The sequence below is a fragment of the Bradyrhizobium sp. P5_C11_2 genome (assembly GCF_054049755.1).
This window is the reverse complement of record NZ_JBFULT010000008.1, coordinates 1-17,081: the sequence shown is the minus strand read 5'-3', so window position 1 is coordinate 17,081 and position 17,081 is coordinate 1. Positions and strand designations below refer to the sequence as shown.

The 17,081-nt window shown below is 65.8% G+C and carries 18 protein-coding genes; 17 read left to right on the top strand and 1 reads right to left on the bottom strand.

Features of this window, described 5'->3' with window-relative positions; translation table 11 throughout:
• Positions 1-83 precede the first annotated feature (83 nt).
• From ACXJL8_RS01815 to ACXJL8_RS01755, 13 genes are all read left to right on the top strand, one after another.
• Complete coding sequence (locus ACXJL8_RS01815; protein WP_456618494.1) at positions 84-653, top strand: NifU family protein; 570 nt, start codon at positions 84-86, stop codon at positions 651-653.
• Positions 654-987: 334 nt separating this feature from the next.
• Positions 988-1,683, top strand: a complete 696-nt coding sequence (gene tsaB / locus ACXJL8_RS01810) for a tRNA (adenosine(37)-N6)-threonylcarbamoyltransferase complex dimerization subunit type 1 TsaB (RefSeq protein WP_456618495.1) — start codon at positions 988-990, stop codon at positions 1,681-1,683.
• Positions 1,680-2,165: a ribosomal protein S18-alanine N-acetyltransferase gene (gene rimI / locus ACXJL8_RS01805; RefSeq protein ID WP_456618496.1), complete on the top strand. Its 486-nt coding sequence runs from the start codon at positions 1,680-1,682 to the stop codon at positions 2,163-2,165. Before tsaB ends, rimI begins: the two co-directional genes overlap by 4 nt.
• Positions 2,166-2,203: 38 nt before the next feature.
• Entirely contained in the window at positions 2,204-2,659 is a 456-nt protein-coding gene (locus ACXJL8_RS01800; RefSeq protein ID WP_094894339.1) for a Fur family transcriptional regulator, read from the top strand.
• A gap of 5 nt (positions 2,660-2,664) precedes the next feature.
• A complete protein-coding gene (locus tag ACXJL8_RS01795; RefSeq protein ID WP_456618497.1) occupies positions 2,665-3,345 on the top strand; it encodes an HAD family hydrolase in 681 nt (226 codons plus the stop codon).
• Between the two features lie 182 nt (positions 3,346-3,527).
• A complete protein-coding gene (gene miaB, locus ACXJL8_RS01790) occupies positions 3,528-4,925 on the top strand; it encodes a tRNA (N6-isopentenyl adenosine(37)-C2)-methylthiotransferase MiaB (RefSeq protein ID WP_456618498.1) in 1,398 nt (465 codons plus the stop codon).
• Between the two features lie 64 nt (positions 4,926-4,989).
• A complete protein-coding gene (locus tag ACXJL8_RS01785; protein ID WP_456618499.1) occupies positions 4,990-5,985 on the top strand; it encodes a PhoH family protein in 996 nt (331 codons plus the stop codon).
• A gap of 58 nt (positions 5,986-6,043) precedes the next feature.
• Positions 6,044-6,541 (top strand): rRNA maturation RNase YbeY, encoded by a 498-nt coding sequence (gene ybeY / locus ACXJL8_RS01780; protein ID WP_456618500.1) that lies wholly within the window; start codon positions 6,044-6,046, stop codon positions 6,539-6,541.
• A gap of 13 nt (positions 6,542-6,554) precedes the next feature.
• Complete coding sequence (locus ACXJL8_RS01775) at positions 6,555-7,673, top strand: hemolysin family protein (protein ID WP_456618501.1); 1,119 nt, start codon at positions 6,555-6,557, stop codon at positions 7,671-7,673.
• On the top strand, positions 7,670-9,283 hold the full coding sequence (gene lnt / locus ACXJL8_RS01770; protein WP_456684519.1) for an apolipoprotein N-acyltransferase: 1,614 nt from the start codon (positions 7,670-7,672) through the stop codon (positions 9,281-9,283). Before ACXJL8_RS01775 ends, lnt begins: the two co-directional genes overlap by 4 nt.
• A gap of 220 nt (positions 9,284-9,503) precedes the next feature.
• A complete protein-coding gene (locus tag ACXJL8_RS01765; protein WP_456618503.1) occupies positions 9,504-9,917 on the top strand; it encodes a helix-turn-helix domain-containing protein in 414 nt (137 codons plus the stop codon).
• Between the two features lie 85 nt (positions 9,918-10,002).
• Positions 10,003-11,160 (top strand): M20 family metallopeptidase, encoded by a 1,158-nt coding sequence (locus ACXJL8_RS01760; RefSeq protein ID WP_456618504.1) that lies wholly within the window; start codon positions 10,003-10,005, stop codon positions 11,158-11,160.
• A complete protein-coding gene (locus tag ACXJL8_RS01755) occupies positions 11,157-11,867 on the top strand; it encodes a tRNA (guanine(46)-N(7))-methyltransferase TrmB (protein WP_456618505.1) in 711 nt (236 codons plus the stop codon). Before ACXJL8_RS01760 ends, ACXJL8_RS01755 begins: the two co-directional genes overlap by 4 nt.
• A 93-nt stretch (positions 11,868-11,960) precedes the next feature.
• Here ACXJL8_RS01755 and ACXJL8_RS01750 read toward each other — a convergent pair whose 3' ends face one another.
• Entirely contained in the window at positions 11,961-13,043 is a 1,083-nt protein-coding gene (locus tag ACXJL8_RS01750; RefSeq protein ID WP_456618506.1) for a DUF2336 domain-containing protein, read from the bottom strand.
• Between the two features lie 366 nt (positions 13,044-13,409).
• On the opposite strand from ACXJL8_RS01750, the gene rimP reads away from it, so the two are divergent.
• From rimP to ACXJL8_RS01730, 4 genes are all read left to right on the top strand, one after another.
• The gene (gene rimP / locus ACXJL8_RS01745) at positions 13,410-14,168 is read left to right on the top strand and encodes a ribosome maturation factor RimP (protein ID WP_456618507.1); all 759 of its coding nucleotides are present in this window, start codon (positions 13,410-13,412) and stop codon (positions 14,166-14,168) included.
• A gap of 2 nt (positions 14,169-14,170) precedes the next feature.
• Positions 14,171-15,781 (top strand): transcription termination factor NusA, encoded by a 1,611-nt coding sequence (gene nusA / locus ACXJL8_RS01740; RefSeq protein WP_456618508.1) that lies wholly within the window; start codon positions 14,171-14,173, stop codon positions 15,779-15,781.
• Positions 15,782-15,804: 23 nt separating this feature from the next.
• The gene (locus tag ACXJL8_RS01735; RefSeq protein WP_456618509.1) at positions 15,805-16,488 is read left to right on the top strand and encodes an RNA-binding protein; all 684 of its coding nucleotides are present in this window, start codon (positions 15,805-15,807) and stop codon (positions 16,486-16,488) included.
• Between the two features lie 72 nt (positions 16,489-16,560).
• On the top strand, positions 16,561-17,081 hold a 521-nt coding region (locus tag ACXJL8_RS01730; RefSeq protein WP_456684518.1), incomplete at its 3' end, for a translation initiation factor IF-2 associated domain-containing protein.

Below are 17,081 nucleotides of genomic sequence, written 5' to 3'. Positions count from 1 at the left end.
CCCCTTGACCGTGCGTTCGCCGTCGCCATCTGCTACTGGATAGCTACGCGCCGGCCTTGAACCGGCGACGTCCGGAGAAAACCATGTTCATTCAAACCGAAGCCACCCCCAATCCCGCCACGCTCAAGTTCATTCCCGGCCGCGTCGTCGTCGACGGCAGCCCGGTGGAGTTTGCAAGCCGCGAAACCGCGGCGCAGTCGCCGCTCGCCGAAAAGCTGTTCGAGGTGCCCGGCGTCACCGGCGTGTTCTACGGATCGGACTTCATCACCGTGACCAAGGCGAGCGGTGAATGGCAGCAGCTCAAGCCCGCGATCCTCGGCGCCATCATGGAGCACTACATGTCCGGCGCGCCGCTGCTCGCCGACGGTGCAGCCCAAAGCGATGCCGATCTCGACGACGAGAACGAGTTCTTCGACGAGGCCGACGCCGAGACGGTCGACATGATCAAGGACCTGATCGAGACCCGCGTGCGCCCGGCGGTCGCCAATGACGGCGGCGACATCACCTTCCGCGGCTTCAAGGACGGCGTCGTCTATCTTAACATGAAGGGCTCCTGCTCCGGCTGCCCGTCATCGACCGCGACGCTGCAGCACGGCATCCAGAACCTGTTGAAGCATTTCGTGCCCGACGTGGTCGAAGTCCGGCCGATGTGACGACGAAGTCGTCATTCCGGGGCGGTCCGAAGGACCGAGCCCCGGCGCGCAGTTGCGTGCCTGAGAATCTCGAGATTCCGGGTCTGGTGCTGACGCACCATCCCGGAATGACAGAAGGGCGGCCGATGTGAGCGGCAGCGCCGTAGGGTGGGCAAAGGCGCTCTTGCGCCGTGCCCACCAACCAAGATGAAACAGCCGTGGTGGGCATGCTTCGCTTTGCCCACCCTACGAAGCGCGGCGATATCAGGGGGCTACGAATCGTGCGTGAAGAATGGCGGATTGGCGCGTGGTTCGCTACACTCCTCGTTATTCGCCACTCGCCATTCGCTGTCTCATGCTGATCCTTGCCATCGACACCGCGCTGGAAGCATGCGCGGCCGCCGTTCTCGACACCGACGCCGGCGAGCTGCTTGCGCAGGAGCAGCTTCTCATGAAGCGCGGCCACGCCGAGGCGCTGATGCCGATGATCGCGCGTGTCATGCAGTCCGCCAATCTCGCATTCACCTCGCTCGACCGCATCGCCGTCACCGTCGGCCCCGGCAGTTTCACCGGCTTGCGCGTCGGCATTTCGGCGGCGCGCGGACTTGCGCTCGCGGCCAGGCGGCCGGCCGTCGGGCTGACGACGTTGTCGGCCTACGCCGCCACCGTCGTGGGCCAAAGCGGAACGGCGCCCGTGATCTCGGCGATCGACGCGCGGCACGATCACGTCTATTTCCAGATCGTCGCCGGCGACGGCGGCCAGCTGGTGCGGCCGAAAGTCGCCAGCATCGACGAGGCGATTGCGGCCTCGCAATTCGGCGCGCCGCATCTGGTCGGCAATGCCGCAAAAATCCTCGCCGAGCGCTGGCCAAAGGACGCACCGCAACCGGTTGCAGTCGATGCGCAGGCCGCGCCCGACATCGGCTGGGTCGCGTGGCTCGGCGCGGCCGCCGATCCCGAAACGACGCCGGCGCGGCCGTTTTATCTGCGCGCGCCCGATGCAAAGCCGGCAGCCATGCCGCCACGCGCAGCACAAGCCGCAACCTCGTGATGAGATGGTTGTCGGAGTGGTGGCGCGGCGGCACCGCCGCCGTCGAGCCCGCATCCGTACGGGATGCGGCGCGGCTGGCGCAGCTTCACGGCGCATCCTTCGCGCACGGCTGGGGCGAAGGCGAGTTCGAGACCATGATCGGCGAGCGCAACACGCTCGTGCATCGGCTGCGCCTGGGCCGCAAGACGATCGGATTTGCGGTGTCGCGGATCGGCGCGGATGAAGCGGAAATCCTCTCCATTGCCGTCGATCAAGCTCATCGCGGCCGCGGTCTGTCCCGCGCGCTGCTGATGACCCATCTCGGCCATCTCGCGGGACGCGGGGTGCGCACGATATTTCTCGAGGTCGARGAGAACAACCAGCCGGCGCGGCGGCTCTATGACCGGGCCGGATTCATGGTGGTCGGGCGCCGCGAACGCTATTATAAGCAGCCGAACGGGGAACAATTGAACGCACTTCTGATGCGACGTGACTTGTCGTAACATTGTTGGCACAAAGCGCCCCGTCAGGCAGACAATCCATGACCGCACTGAAACCTTCTTCTGCATCCAAGGCATCCGGCATCGAGGCACGCTGTGCCGCCACCGGCATGCGCATGACCGAGCAGCGCCGTGTCATCGCCCGCGTGCTTGCGGAGGCGGTCGATCATCCCGACGTCGAGGAATTGTATCGGCGCTGCGTCGCCGTCGACGACAAGATCTCGATCTCGACGGTCTATCGCACCGTCAAGCTGTTCGAGGATGCCGGCATCATCGAACGCCACGATTTCCGCGAGGGCCGCGCGCGCTACGAGCAGATGCGCGACAGCCATCACGACCACCTCATCAACCTGCGCGACGGCAAGGTGATCGAGTTCACCTCCGAAGAGATCGAGAAGCTCCAGGCGGAGATCGCCCGCAAGCTCGGCTACAAATTGGTCGACCATCGGCTCGAGCTCTATTGCGTCCCGCTCGACGACGACAAGCCGACGTCTTAAGTTCAGTGCCCATCGATCTCATCATCTTCGATTGCGACGGCGTGCTCGTGGACAGCGAGGTCATCTCCTGCCGCGCGCATGCGGACGTATTGAGCCGGCACGGCTATCCCATCACCTCGGAGCAGGTGTTCGAGCGCTTTCTCGGCCGCTCCACGCGGCAGGCCAATCTCGAGATCGAGTCCGAGCTCGGTCGCAAGCTGCCGGAGGCCTATCACGGCGACTTGCAGGACGAGCTGTTCCGTTCGTTCGAGGCCGATCTCGAAGCGATCCGCGGCATCCACGACGTGCTCGATATCGTCACGCAGCGCGTCTGCGTCGCCTCCAGCGGCTCGCATCAGCGCATGCGCGTGAGCCTCGGAAGCACCGCTCTTCATGAGCGCCTCGCACCGAACATCTTCTCGGCCTCGCAGGTGAGGAACGGCAAGCCGGCGCCGGACCTGTTCTTGTTCGCAGCCAACGAAATGGGCGTGCCGCCAGAGCGCTGTGTCGTGATCGAGGACAGTCTGGCCGGCATTGCCGGCGCGCGGGCGGCCGGGATGACCGTGTTCGGCTTCCACGGCGGCAGCCATTGCCGCGACGGTTACGACGAGACGCTGCGCCGGGCCGGCGCCGACCTGATCTTTGCCGACATGCGGCAATTGCCGGATCTGGTCCGGCGAGTCGAGGCGGACGCCCTGGCGGGCTAGCCATCGCCGTCATTCCGGGGCGATGCGCAGCATCGAACCCGGAATCTCGCCCAAAACCTCTGGATTCCGGGTTCGCCCGCTTCGCGGGCGCCCCGGAATGACGGTTCAGGGGCTCCAATCGCTGGATTTCCGACGCTCCAGCCTATATCTGGGGGTCGTCCTCCACCTCAATTCCGGGTTCCATGAAGCCGCCGCGCAAGCTGCACATCAAATCATTTGGCTGCCAGATGAACGTCTACGATGCCCAGCGCATGGTGGACACGCTGGCCCCGGAAGGATTCGTGGAGACCGCCAGCGCCGAGGACGCCGACCTCGTCATCCTCAACACCTGCCACATCCGCGAGAAGGCCTCCGAAAAGGTGTATTCCGAGCTCGGCCGGCTGCGCCTCGCCAAGGACGAGGCCGCGCGCACCGGCCGCGCGATGCAGATCGCGGTCGCGGGCTGCGTGGCGCAGGCCGAGGGCGAAGAGATCGTGCGCCGCGCCCCGGTCGTCGACGTCGTGGTCGGCCCGCAGAGCTATCATCATCTGCCGGAGCTGCTGAAGCGCGCGAGCCACCAAGGCCGCGCCATCGAGACCGAGTTTCCCGCCGCCGACAAGTTCGGTTTCCTCGCCCCGCCGAAGCCCGACGCCATCCGCGCCCGCGGCATTTCCGCCTTCGTCACGGTGCAGGAAGGCTGCGACAAGTTCTGCACCTTCTGCGTCGTGCCCTACACGCGGGGCGCCGAGGTGTCGCGGCCGGTGGCGAAGATCGTCGACGACGTGAAGCGGCTTGCCGACAACGGCGTGCGCGAGCTCACGCTGATCGGGCAAAACGTCAACGCCTATCACGGCGACGGGCCCGACGGAAAAAGCTGGCCGCTCGGCAAATTGCTCGAACATCTGGCGCGCATCCCCGGCATCGCCCGGCTGCGCTATTCGACCAGCCATCCCCGCGATGTCGATGACAGTCTGATCGCCGCCCACCGCGATCTCGACGCGCTGATGCCGTTCGTGCACCTGCCGGTGCAGTCGGGCTCGGACCGGATTCTGGCGGCCATGAACCGGAAACATACCGCCGATGATTATCGGCGTGTCGTCGACCGATTCCGGGCCGCGCGCCAAGACATTGCTTTTTCATCAGATTTCATCGTCGGCTTTCCGGGGGAGAGCGAGCAAGATTTTCTCGCCACCCTCGCGCTTGTCACGCAAATCGGCTACGCTGCGGCTTATTCGTTCAAATACTCCGCCCGGCCGGGAACGCCGGCCGCGGACATGCAGGAGACGGTGTCCCCCGCCGAGATGGACCAGCGATTGGAGCGGCTCCAGGAACTGATCGACAGCCAGCAATCGGCCTTCAACAAGGCCGCGATTGGCACAACCGTCGACGTGCTGTTCGAACGGGCGGCGCGCAAGGACGGCCAGATCGTCGGCCGGACGGCCTTCCTGCAGCCTGCGCATGTGATGGCCTCGCCCGACATCATCGGAACTATCCTGCCGGTCCGGATCGACAGCCTCGAGCGCTACAGCTTCCTCGGCGAACTCGTAACGCCGCGCCTTGCGCACGAACCCGCTTTATCACCCATTGCCACTGGAGCCTGAACCCTTGCCAAAAAGCGCATCGGATTCGCCTTCGTTCGCTCCCAGCCGCAAATTTGACCGCGACATGCAAGTTCCGCCCGAGACCCAGGTCGTCATCGATTTCGACGACAACCGCGCCGCATCCGCGCTGGTCGGCCCCTATGGCCAGAACCTCGCGCAGATCGAGCGGCGGCTCGGCGTGGTGGTGGATTCCAAGGGCAACCACATCACCATCGGCGGCTCGCGCGACGGCTGCGATGCCGCGCGCCGCGTGCTGGAAACGCTCTACGCCCAGGCGGTGAAGGGGCAGGATCTCGACCAGGGCGAGGTCGAAGGCGCGATTCGCGCCGTGATCGCGCAGGGCTCGCTGTTCGAGTTCGACGCCAAGTCGGCCAAGACGACCTTCGAGAGCATCAATCTGCGCAAGCGCCCCGTGCGGGCGCGCACCGCCGCGCAGGATTCCTACATCCGCGCGCTGAAGCGCCACGAGCTGGTGTTCGGCGTCGGCCCCGCCGGCACCGGCAAGACCTGGCTCGCGGTCGCACATGCCGCGCAATTGTTCGAGCGCAAGGAGGTCGACAAGATCATCCTGTCGCGCCCGGCGGTGGAAGCCGGCGAGCGGCTCGGCTTCCTGCCCGGCGACCTGCGCGAGAAGGTCGATCCCTATCTGCGCCCGATCTACGACGCGCTCTATGACCTGATGGACGCGCGCATCGTCGAGCGCGCGCTCCAGACCGGCGAGATCGAGATCGCGCCGCTCGCCTTCATGCGCGGCCGCACGCTCACCAATGCCGCCATCATCCTGGACGARGCCCAGAACACCACATCGATGCAGATGAAGATGTTCCTGACCCGTCTCGGCGAGAACAGCCGCATGATCGTGACCGGCGACCCCTCGCAGATCGACCTGCCGAACGGCCAGACCTCGGGCCTCGCGGAAGCGACCCGGCTGCTGAACGGCGTCGAGGGCATTGCGCAAGTTCATTTCACCGCCGAGGACGTGATCCGGCACGAGCTCGTGGCGCGGATCGTCTCAGCCTATGAAGGGCTGCCGCAGCGGCCGGCGGCCGGCAAATCCTGACGAGACAAGCGGACCATGCGGGCGCGGGCATAGCGCCCTTTCGTTCCGAACAAACAGAATGTCACACCCCAACCTTCCCATGACCGAGGTCCTCGTCGTCGCCGATTGCTGGCAGAGCGAGCCCGACGCCGAAGCCGTGATCCGGCGCGCGGTCGCGGCCGCCGCCGAATCGGTCGACGAAGACGTCGCCGAAGCCGAAGTGGCCGTGATGCTGACCGATGATGCCGGCATCCGCACCCTCAACGGCAACTGGCGCGGCCTCGACAAGCCGACCAACGTGCTGTCGTTTCCGGCGCTCCAGCCGGAGGGCGAATGGAAGCCGGGCGATGCGCCGCGCATGCTCGGCGACATCGCCATCGCCTATGAAACGATGCGGCGCGAGGCGGACGAGGAGCAGAAACCGTTCGACCATCATTTGAGCCATCTCGCCGTGCATGGTTTCCTGCATCTGATCGGCTACGACCACGAGAACGACGACGACGCGGAGGAGATGGAAGCGCTCGAAACGCAGATCCTGGCTCATCTCGGCATCCCCGACCCCTATGCCGACCGCTGACGGATGGATTGAGATGCCGGATTCCGACCCGACCCACGACAATCCGCGCCACACGCCCAACCTGCCGGCCGTGGTGACGCCCGGCGAGGTGCTGCGTCCGACCGCCGAAGGCTGGCTGCTGCGCGCCATCCGCACGCTGTTCGGCTGGAAGGCCGGATCGGTGCGCGACGATCTCCAGGTCGTGCTCGACGCCACGACACCCGACGACACCGGGTTCTCGACCGTCGAGCGCACCATGCTGCGCAACATCCTCAGCCTGCATGAGCGCCGCATCGCCGACGTCATGGTGCATCGCGCCGACATCATCGCGGTGAAGCGCGACATCCCGCTCGGCGAGCTGATGGACCGTTTCGAGAGCGCCGGCCATTCGCGCCTCGTCGTCTACAACGAGACGCTCGACGATCCCGTCGGCATCGTCCACATCCGCGACCTGCTCGCCTTCATGACCGCGCGCGCCCGCGTATCGGAAACCACCAAGACCAAACGCAAGAAGCCGCTGCCGGCAGGCCTCGATCTGCGCGCCGTCGATCTCGCGCTGCCGCTTCAGGATGCGCGCATCATCCGCAAGCTGCTCTACGTGCCGCCGTCGATGCGGGCGATCGACCTGCTCGCGCAGATGCAGGCCACGCGCATCCACCTCGCGCTGGTGGTCGACGAATATGGCGGCAGCGACGGGCTGGTTTCGCTCGAGGACATCGTCGAGCAGATCGTCGGCGAGATCGACGACGAGCACGACAGCGACGAGCCGCCCTCGATCGTGCGCCTGCCCGACAACGCCTTCATTGCAGACGCCCGCGCCAGCCTCGACGACGTCCGCTCGGTGATCGGCGAGGACTTCGTCACCGGCGAGGCCGGCGAGGAGGTGGAGACGCTGGGCGGCTATCTCGTCAGTTTCGTCGGCCGCCTGCCGGTGCGCGGCGAGGTGATCTCCGGTCCCGGCAATTACGAGGTCGAGGTGCTCGATGCCGATCCGCGCCGCGTCAAGCGGCTGCGCATCTCGACGCGGAAAGAACGCCCCGCCCCCCGCACCCAGCGTGAGAGCCGCCGCCGCGAGGCTACGCCGGAGAGCGGCCAGCCGCCTTCCAGTGACACGCCGACCCCGCCGCCAAGCGACGGGACCGGCCCGCAGTGAGTCCCTTCCAGCGTTTGCGACAGATCGCGCTTGCCATCATCCTGACCTGGGGATGGAAACGCGCGCTCATTGCGATGGGGTGCGGTGCGCTGTCGGTGCTGGCGCTGGCGCCGTTCAACCTCTTCCCGGTGCTGTTCATCACCTTCCCGGTGCTGGTCTGGCTGATCGACGGCGCTGGCGCCGGACGATATGGCGGCGTTCCCGCCGCGGCCCTGACCGGCTATTGGTTCGGGCTCGGCTATTTCGTGCCCGGCCTGTACTGGATCGGCTACGCCTTCTTCGTCGACGCCGACGTGTTTGCCTGGCTGACGCCCTTCGCCGTGCTGGGCCTGCCGGCCTATCTCTCGATCTTCACGGCGATCGGCTTCGCGCTGGCCCGCCTGCTCTGGAGCAAGGACGCCACGCGCATTCTCGCGCTCGCCGCGAGCCTCACCGTCGCCGAATGGCTGCGTGGTCACGCGCTCACCGGCTTTCCGTGGAACGCCTTCGGCTATGCGCTGTCGGAGCCGCYGCCGCTGGCGCAGACGGCGTCCCTGATCGGCTTGTGGGGCATGACGTTCCTCACCGTTGCGATCTTCGCGAGCCCCGCGGTGCTGATCGACCGCACGCGGGATCGCCGCCTGGCGTGGCGTGTGCCGGCCGCAGCGGTCGCACTGCTGATTGTCATGGGCATCTTCGGCGCGATTCGCCTGTCGCTGCATCCGACCACGATGGTCGCGGGCGCCAAGCTGCGCCTGATGCAGCCGAACCTCCAGCAGGACGCAAAATTCAACTACTCCGCGAAAGCGGAGGTGATGAAGAAATATCTCGCGCTGTCGGACCGCGCCTCGGGGCCGCAATCGACCGGCGTGCGCGATGCCACCATCCTGATCTGGCCGGAATCCGCGTTTCCGTTCTTTCTGACCCGCGAAGCCGACGTGATGGCGCAAATCGCCGAGCTCCTGCCCAAGGGCACGGTGCTGATCACGGGATCGGTGCGCGCCCCCGACCTGCCGCCGGGCAAGCCGATCACACGCGCCTATAATTCGATCTATGTGATGGACCACGACGGCAGCGTGCTCGCAGTCTACGACAAGCTGCATCTGGTGCCGTTCGGAGAATATCTTCCCTTCCAGGACACGATGGAGAAGCTCGGCTTCGAACAACTCACGCGGGTCCGCGGCGGCTTCATTCCGGGCAGCGTGCGGCATGCGTTGCCGGTGCCGGGCGCGCCGCCGGCGCTACCGCTGATTTGCTACGAGGCGATCTTTCCCGGCGAGGTCGGGGCGCGCAACGAGCGCCCGGGCTGGATCGTGAACCTCACCAATGACGGCTGGTTCGGCGTTTCGACCGGCCCCTATCAGCATCTGGAGCAGGCGCGGATGCGCGCGATCGAGCTCGGGCTGCCGCTGGTGCGCTCCGCCAACACCGGCGTATCGGCGGTGATCGATCCGGTGGGCCGAACGGTTGCCAGCCTCGGTCTTGGAATCGAAGGCATTTTGGATGCAAGTCTGCCCGCCGCAATCCCGCCGACCATCTATGCGAGGGTCGGCGACGCGCCCGCGGCCATGCTCGTTGCGCTGGCTGTGCTGCTGGCGGTCCGGCGACGTGTTGCCAAACGGCACCCCTGATCGCGCCGTCTTTGCCGAAGCGGCCGGAAACCTTTGACAACCGTAGTCCCACGGTTGACAGACCGCAGGCGGGCTCCTCATTCTGAGCCCGCTGCAATAAGACAGCGGTGCATTRCTAAATTTCTCCGCAATGTTTCCCCAATCAGAGTGAAGTTTTGACGTCGCTGTCACCTKAGGCAATACTGATTGCGCCGACGGTGGTGTTTGGAGGGCTGAGGAAATGTCGAAAGCGCCCAACCCTGTTGACAAATATGTCGGCAGTCGCGTGCGCATGCGCCGCATCATGTTGGGCATGAGCCAGGAAAAGCTCGGTGAAGCTTTGGGCCTGACTTTCCAGCAGATCCAGAAATACGAGAAGGGCACCAACCGGGTCGGCGCGAGCCGAATCCAGCAGATCGCCGAAATCCTCCACGTGCCCGTGTCGTTCCTGTTCGAGGGCGGCCCGAGCGGCGTGCCGGGTCCGGACGGCTTCGCCGAAGGCGCCTCGCCGTCCTACGTCTCCGATTTTCTCGCGACCTCCGAAGGGCTCGCCTTGACCAAGGCGTTCACCCGAATCACCGATTCGAAGCTGCGCCGCTCCATCGTCGATCTGGTCGAGCAGATCGCCGCCCGCGAAGGCCCCGACAAACGCTGACGCGCAACCTCATTCCGATTTGAGACTGCGCCAAATCTGGCCTATGTCGTCATTTGCGGGCGCGTCTTGATGCGCGCCCTCACAGATGATGCGATTCAAAGGCACAGATGCGTCCATGGCGAGCTCCAATTGGTTCGATTCCCAAACTATTCTCGATGGCATCCGCCGCTGGGTGGAGATCGAGACGCCGACGGAAGCGCCTGACCAAGTCAACAAGCTGATCTCGATGGTCGCGGAGCAATATCGCGATCTGCCGGTCACGCTCGAGCGCGTCGATGGCGTCGATGGTTGCGGCGATCATCTCGTGGCACGCTCGACCTGGGGCCAGGACCGGCCGGGCATCCTGGTGCTGAGCCACCTCGATACCGTTCATCCCATGGGATTCATCGCGCGCCTGCCGTTCAGGGTCGAAGGCGACAGCGCGTTCGGTCCCGGCATCTACGACATGAAGGGCGGCGCCTACATCGCCCATCACGCCTTCCGCGCGCTGTGCGCCACGGCCGAGCGTTCACCGCTCTGCATCACGCATCTGTTCACGTCCGACGAAGAGATCGGCAGCCCCACCTCGCGCGCGCTGATCGAGCAGGAAGGACGCAAGGCCAAATACGTGCTGGTCACGGAGCCGGCGCGCGACGGCGGCAAGATCGTCACCGGGCGCAAGGGCGTCGGACGCTTCCAGGTGTTCATCAAGGGCGTGCCCGCCCATGCCGGGACGCGGCCTGAAGACGGCCGCAGCGCCGTCCGCGAGCTCGCCAACGTCATCCAGGCGCTCGAGGGGATGAACGATTTGAAGCGCGGCGTCACCGTCAATGTCGGCGTGGTGCGCGGCGGCACGCGGCCCAACGTGACGCCGGAAGAGGCCTATGCCGAAATCGATCTGCGCGTGCCGAGCTTCACCGATGCGGACGAATTCGTCGGCAAGATCCTCGGACTGACGTCGAAGACGGACGGCGTCACGGTCAAGGTCACGGGCGAGCTCAATCGTCCGCCCTATGAGAAAAGCAATTCCGGTGCTTCGCTGTACGAGCATGCGAAGACGCTGGCAGCCGAGATCGGCTTCGAGCTGATCGACACCCACACCGGCGGCGGCTCGGACGGCAATTTCACGGCGGCCGATACCGGCACGCTCGACGGGCTCGGCGTCGACGGCAAGGGCGCGCACACCCATTATGAGCAGCTCTACGTCTCCTCGCTCGAACCGCGCGCGCGGCTGCTCTATCGCCTGTATCAGACGCTGCAATGAGCGAGCGCAAATCAGATCCAGGTCGCGACGACAGCGAACGCGCCTTCTTCGGACGCCGCAAGGGCCACAAGCTCAGGCAGCACCAGGCCGAGCTGATCGATCATCTGCTGCCGCATCTCGCGCTCGACATCGCAGCTGCAGCGCCGGCGAATGCGGGCGAGATCTTCGATCCCGCAGCCGACGATGTGCGGCTCGAGATCGGCTTCGGCGGCGGCGAGCATCTTGCGGCGGAGGCGCAGGGCTTTCCCGCAACCGGCTTCATCGGCTGCGAGCCCTATGTCAACGGCATGGCGAAAATCCTGGCGCAGATCGAGGCTGGCAACATCGGCAATATCCGCCTGTTCGCGGGCGATGCCGCCGAGCTGCTGGCCTGGCTGCCGAAGGCCTCGCTGTCGCGGATCGACCTGATCCATCCCGATCCCTGGCCGAAGCGGCGGCACTGGAAGCGGCGCTTCGTTCAGGACAGGACGATCGCCGCGATGGCGCGCGTGCTGAAGGCGGGCGGCGAATTCCGATTCGTCTGCGACATCGACGATTACTGCGCCTGGACACTGTCGCATCTTGCACGCGCGCCGGATTTCCAATGGCTCGCGGAGCGCGCCGACGATTTCCGGCAGCCCTGGGACGGCTACACCATGACGCGTTATGGCCGGAAAGCCGCGCGCGAGGGCCGCAAGGCGGCGTATCTGCGGTTCAGAAGAAGCTGATTGTCGTTCCGGGGCGATGCGCAGCATCGAACCCGGAATCTCGAGATTCCGGGTTCGCGCTTCGCGCGCCCCGGAATGACAAGAGAGATAATTTCAGATCGTCTGCCGGTTGCGCCAGAATTTCACGACGCGCTCGGCGGTTGCCGGCATCAGGCGCGTGAAGTTCATGCGCGCCGCCTCGATGTCGGCGTCAGCCGGCGTGCGATGCGGCCCGTACCACAACAGGATGAGCGCACGCACCGTGGGCCAGCCCAAATTCAACATCCGCCCCAGGATCAGGATCGGATCGTAGCGGTCGCCCGCGATCAGGCGGTCGAGGATCGAGAGCCTGACGCCGGACATCGCCGAGAGCGAGGCGATCGTCTCTTCGTACTTGTTGGCCTTGGCGAATCCGAGCAGCGCGCTTTCGCCGAGATGACCGTCGCGATGCAGGCCGAGCACGGTGCGCTGCGCTCCCGAATAATCGCGCCGCGGCCCGGGCGGCAGCGTGGCCTCCTCGATCGAGGCCATCGCGCGCTTGATCTCGACCTGCCGAACCGGGTTGACCACGCTGGACAGGCGGCGGCGGATCACATCGAGCGTGCCGTTCAGGAGCTCCTTCAGATGCTCGCCGGAGAGATCCTCGCGCTGGCCGATCTTGAGCGTCAGCACGCCGTCCTGGGCAGCGCGTTTGATCAGCTCCGAGTAACCGCCGGGCGAGAACGCCGCGCCGGCATTGCCGACGGCACGGCGCACCACGTCGCGATCGCCACGCTCGACCAGCACGTCGGTGAGCTTCACCGACAAGGCCGGCCGCTCCGTCATCGCCAGCAGATGGCCCTGGCCCTTCAGCCGCGCGATCTCGACCAGCGCCGCCTCGTCGAGCACGGGCGAGCGGCGCAGCACCGGGCCTGCCACCGCGATTTCGTTTTCACGCGCAAGCTGACCGACCAGATGGCGCGGCGCGTTGTCGAGCCGCGAGAAGCGCTCGGCGAGGTCGACGCGCGAGGCCAGCTCCGCATGCGGGACGAGATCGATCAGGAGATTGTCGAAGAGATCGACGAGGTCGGGGCGGAGCCTTGCGGCGTCGTGGAAGAACAATTCGGCGATGGCGCGCGCCACCTCGCCGCGACGTCGGGGATCGCCGCGCTTGACGATATCGTCCAGTCCAGGAATGAGCGACGTGGCAACGGTCATGGAACGCAAACTCGAATCTGGCACGCCGTGGGCGCGCCATAGGCTCAAGCCGCCCCACAACCGGGGAATCTAGGCCCCCTTGATGAAGGAAGCGTTGCGCCAGCAGCCGCGAACCGGGGCGCAAAAAGCCCATTGCCGCCTGCGATGGGCCTTGTCCGGGAGGGTGGAAAGCGCTATATCAGCGCCAATTCATCTTCTCATACGATCCGCGTAGTGAGAGTGGGCCCGAAAGGACCCGCTCTTTTTTATTACCTGAGCGCGGCTTGGCGGAAGATGCGCGGTCCGACGATCTGTCGGACGGAGAGTTCCGAAGCAGGCTCTGACATCGTAACCAAGCCTTAACCATCGAGCGCCTTGACCCTGGATATGACCGAACCGAACCTTGGTTCCATGGATGCCGAGTTGCTGGCCGAGCCGCGGCTCGTGGTCGAGCCGGGCGCTGCGGCGCGGGTGTCGGCGGTCGCGGGCCCCGTGCTCCAGGGCATGGGCTACCGGCTGGTGCGGATCCGTATTTCCGGAGAGGCCGGCTGCACCGTGCAGATCATGGCCGAGCGGCCGGACGGCTCGATGCAGATCGAGGATTGCGAGGCGATCTCACGGGCGCTGTCGCCGGTGCTCGACGTCGCCGACCCGATCGACCGCGCCTACCGGCTGGAGATTTCCTCGCCGGGAATCGACCGCCCGCTGGTGCGTCGTTCCGATTTCGAGCGGTATACTGGCCATCTGGTCAAGGTCGAGATGGCGACCGCCCATGAGGGGCGGAAGCGGTTCCGCGGCACGCTTGCCGGCGTCGAGGGCGACCGCGTGCGCGTGATGCGCGACGACGTCAAGACCGACGACGAGACCGAGGTTCTCCTGGTGATGGAGGATATCGGCGAGGCACGGCTGGTGCTGACCGACGAGCTGATCGCGGAATCGATGCGCCGCGGCAAGGCCCAGGCGCGCGAGATGCGCCGCGATCTCGGGCTGGAGCCGCCGGCTGCACCGCACGCGGAGATCAGCGCGAAGATCACCAAGAATACCAAGCCGGCGAAGAAGAAGCCGGCCCCGACCAATACAAAGAAACATCGCCTTGCTGCCGAACGTGCGCGGCGCGGCGAGATCGAGCCTGACGAAGGAGACTAGCCATGGCAGTCAGCGCCAATCGACTTGAACTGCTCCAGATCGCCGACGCCGTTGCGCGCGAGAAATCGATCGACCGCGGCATCGTCATCGCGGCGATGGAGGACGCCATCGCCAAGGCGGCGCGGGCGCGTTACGGCAGCGAGACTGACGTTCATGCCGAGATCGACCCGAAGAAGGGCGAGCTGCGGCTGTCGCGCCACATGCTGGTGGTCGAGAACGTCGAAAACCATTCCAACCAGATCTCGCTGGTAGATGCGCAACGCGCCAATCCCGGCGCCCAGGTCGGCGACACCATCGCCGACACCCTGCCGCCGCTGGAATACGGCCGCATCGCCGCGCAGTCGGCCAAGCAGGTCATCGTGCAGAAGGTGCGCGAGGCCGAACGCGACCGGCAATATCAGGAATTCAAGGACCGCATCGGCGACATCGTCAACGGCGTCGTCAAGCGCGTCGAATATGGCAGCGTGATCGTCGATCTCGGCCGTGGCGAGGCCATCATCCGCCGCGACGAGATGCTGCCGCGCGAGGTGTTCCGCAACGGCGACCGCGTCCGCGCCTACATCTTCGACGTCCGCCGCGAAACCCGCGGCCCGCAGATCTTCCTCTCCCGCACCCATCCGCAGTTCATGGCAAAACTGTTTGCGCAGGAAGTGCCGGAAATCTATGACGGCATCGTCGAGATCAAGGCGGTTGCCCGCGATCCCGGCTCGCGCGCCAAAATCGGCGTGATTTCCCGGGATTCCTCGGTCGATCCGGTCGGCGCCTGCGTCGGTATGCGCGGCTCGCGCGTGCAGGCGGTGGTGAACGAATTGCAGGGCGAGAAGATCGACATCATTCCGTGGTCGCCCGACATCGCGACCTTCGTGGTCAACGCGCTGGCGCCGGCCGAAGTGTCCAAGGTCGTCATCGACGAGGACCGCGAGCGCATCGAGGTCGTGGTGCCCGACACCAACAACCAGCTGTCGCTGGCGATCGGCCGCCGCGGCCAGAACGTCCGTCTCGCCTCGCAGCTCACCGGCTGGGACATCGACATCCTGACCGAGCAGGAGGAATCGGAGCGCCGTCAGGCCGACTTCGAGAATTCCACCCGCGTCTTCATGGAATCGCTCAATGTCGACGAGGTCGTCGGCCAGTTGCTGGCGTCCGAGGGCTTCACCTCGGTCGAGGAACTCGCGATGGTGGACATCAAGGAGCTCGCCGGCATCGAGGGCTTCGACGAGGAGACCGCCCAGGAGCTCCAGAACCGTGCCCGCGAGTATCTCGAGCAGCAGGAAGCCGAGCTCGAGGCCCGGCGCAAGGAACTCGGCGTCGAGGACGCCGTCAAGGACGTGCCCGGCGTGACCTCGAAGATGCTGGTGAAGTTCGGCGAGAACGACATCAAGTCGGTCGATGACCTCGCCGGCTGCGCCACCGACGATCTGGTCGGCTGGACCGAGCGCAAGGAAGGCGGCGAGCAGACCAAGTACGCTGGCGCGCTCGAAGGCATCGACATCACCCGCGACGACGCGGAAGCCATGATCATGCAGGCGCGCGTCAAGGCCGGCTGGATCACCGAAGCCGATTTGGCCAAGCCGGCCGAAGAGGCCGAGGCGACCGAAGATCAGCCGGCTTAAGGGTTTTAGGAGATGTCGCCCGGATGCTCGCTGATACCGACCACGATCTCGACCATGGACCGCGGACCGAAAGGTCCGCGACCATGCGGATGTGTGCGGTCAGCCGCGAGGTCCGGCCGATCGACGAGCTGATCCGCTTCGTCGTCTCGCCGGAAGCCCACATAGTTCCCGATCTCAAGCGCAAGCTGCCCGGGCGCGGCATGTGGATATCGGCCTCGCGACAGACGGTTGCGGAAGCCGTCCGTCGTCACCAATTTAGCAAGGCCTTCAAGCGCGAGCTGCGCATCCCTCAGACGCTTCCCGACGACATCGAGGCGCTCCTGGTTCGGAGCGTGACGGAAGCCCTTGGGATTGCCGCCAAGGCGGGCCAGATCGTGGCCGGCTTCGGCAAGGTCGAGAGCGCCCTGCGGGAAGGCACGGTCGAGGTCCTGATCCACGCCAGCGACGGGGCTGCGGACGGAATCCGCAAATTGGACATGCTGGCGCGTCAAAATGACGGAAATCGCGGCGCCAAGCCGCCGATTCCCGTCATAACCGCGCTGAAATCGGTAGAATTGGATTTGGCACTTACCCGGTCAAATGTGATACATGCTGCGCTGCTCGCGGGCCCGGCGAGCAGGTCATTCCTGTCACGTAGCCAGATGCTGGTCCGATACCGGCTGGCGGACGATGACAAGACTGCCGACAAGCGCGGCCAGGATTTCTGAGAGACAACGACCACCCGATAGGACGGTGCGGCAACGCACAACGTTAACAAAGATCAGGATTAGGACTGCTGAATGGTTGATACCAAGACCCCTGGCGACAAGAAGCTGAGCGTTCCGAGCAAGACGCTATCGCTCAAGCCGCGCGTCGAAACGGGCACCGTGCGCCAGAGCTTCAGCCACGGCCGCAGCAAGCAGGTCGTGGTCGAGAAGCGCGGTAAGCGCCGCATCGACGGCACCCCTGAGCCGCAGGCAGCCGAGGTTGCGAAGCCGGCGCCGGCCGCGCCCGCCGCCGCAGCGCCGCGTCCCGCGCCGAAGCCTGCCCCGCCGCGCAACGCCGGTTCCGGCGTGGTGCTGCGCACCCTGACCGAGGATGAACGTTCGGCCCGCGCCAGCGCGCTCGCCGACGCCAAGGTGCGTGAGGTCGAGGAGCGACGCCAGGCCGAAGAGGAAGCCCAGCGCCGCGCCGTCCGCGAAAGCGCCGAGCGCGTCGAGCGCGAGGCCGCCGAAGCCCGCCGCAAGGCCGAGGACGAGCGCCATCGCCACGAAGAGGAAGCCAAGCGCAAGGCCGAGACCGAGGCCAAGAAGCGTTTTGG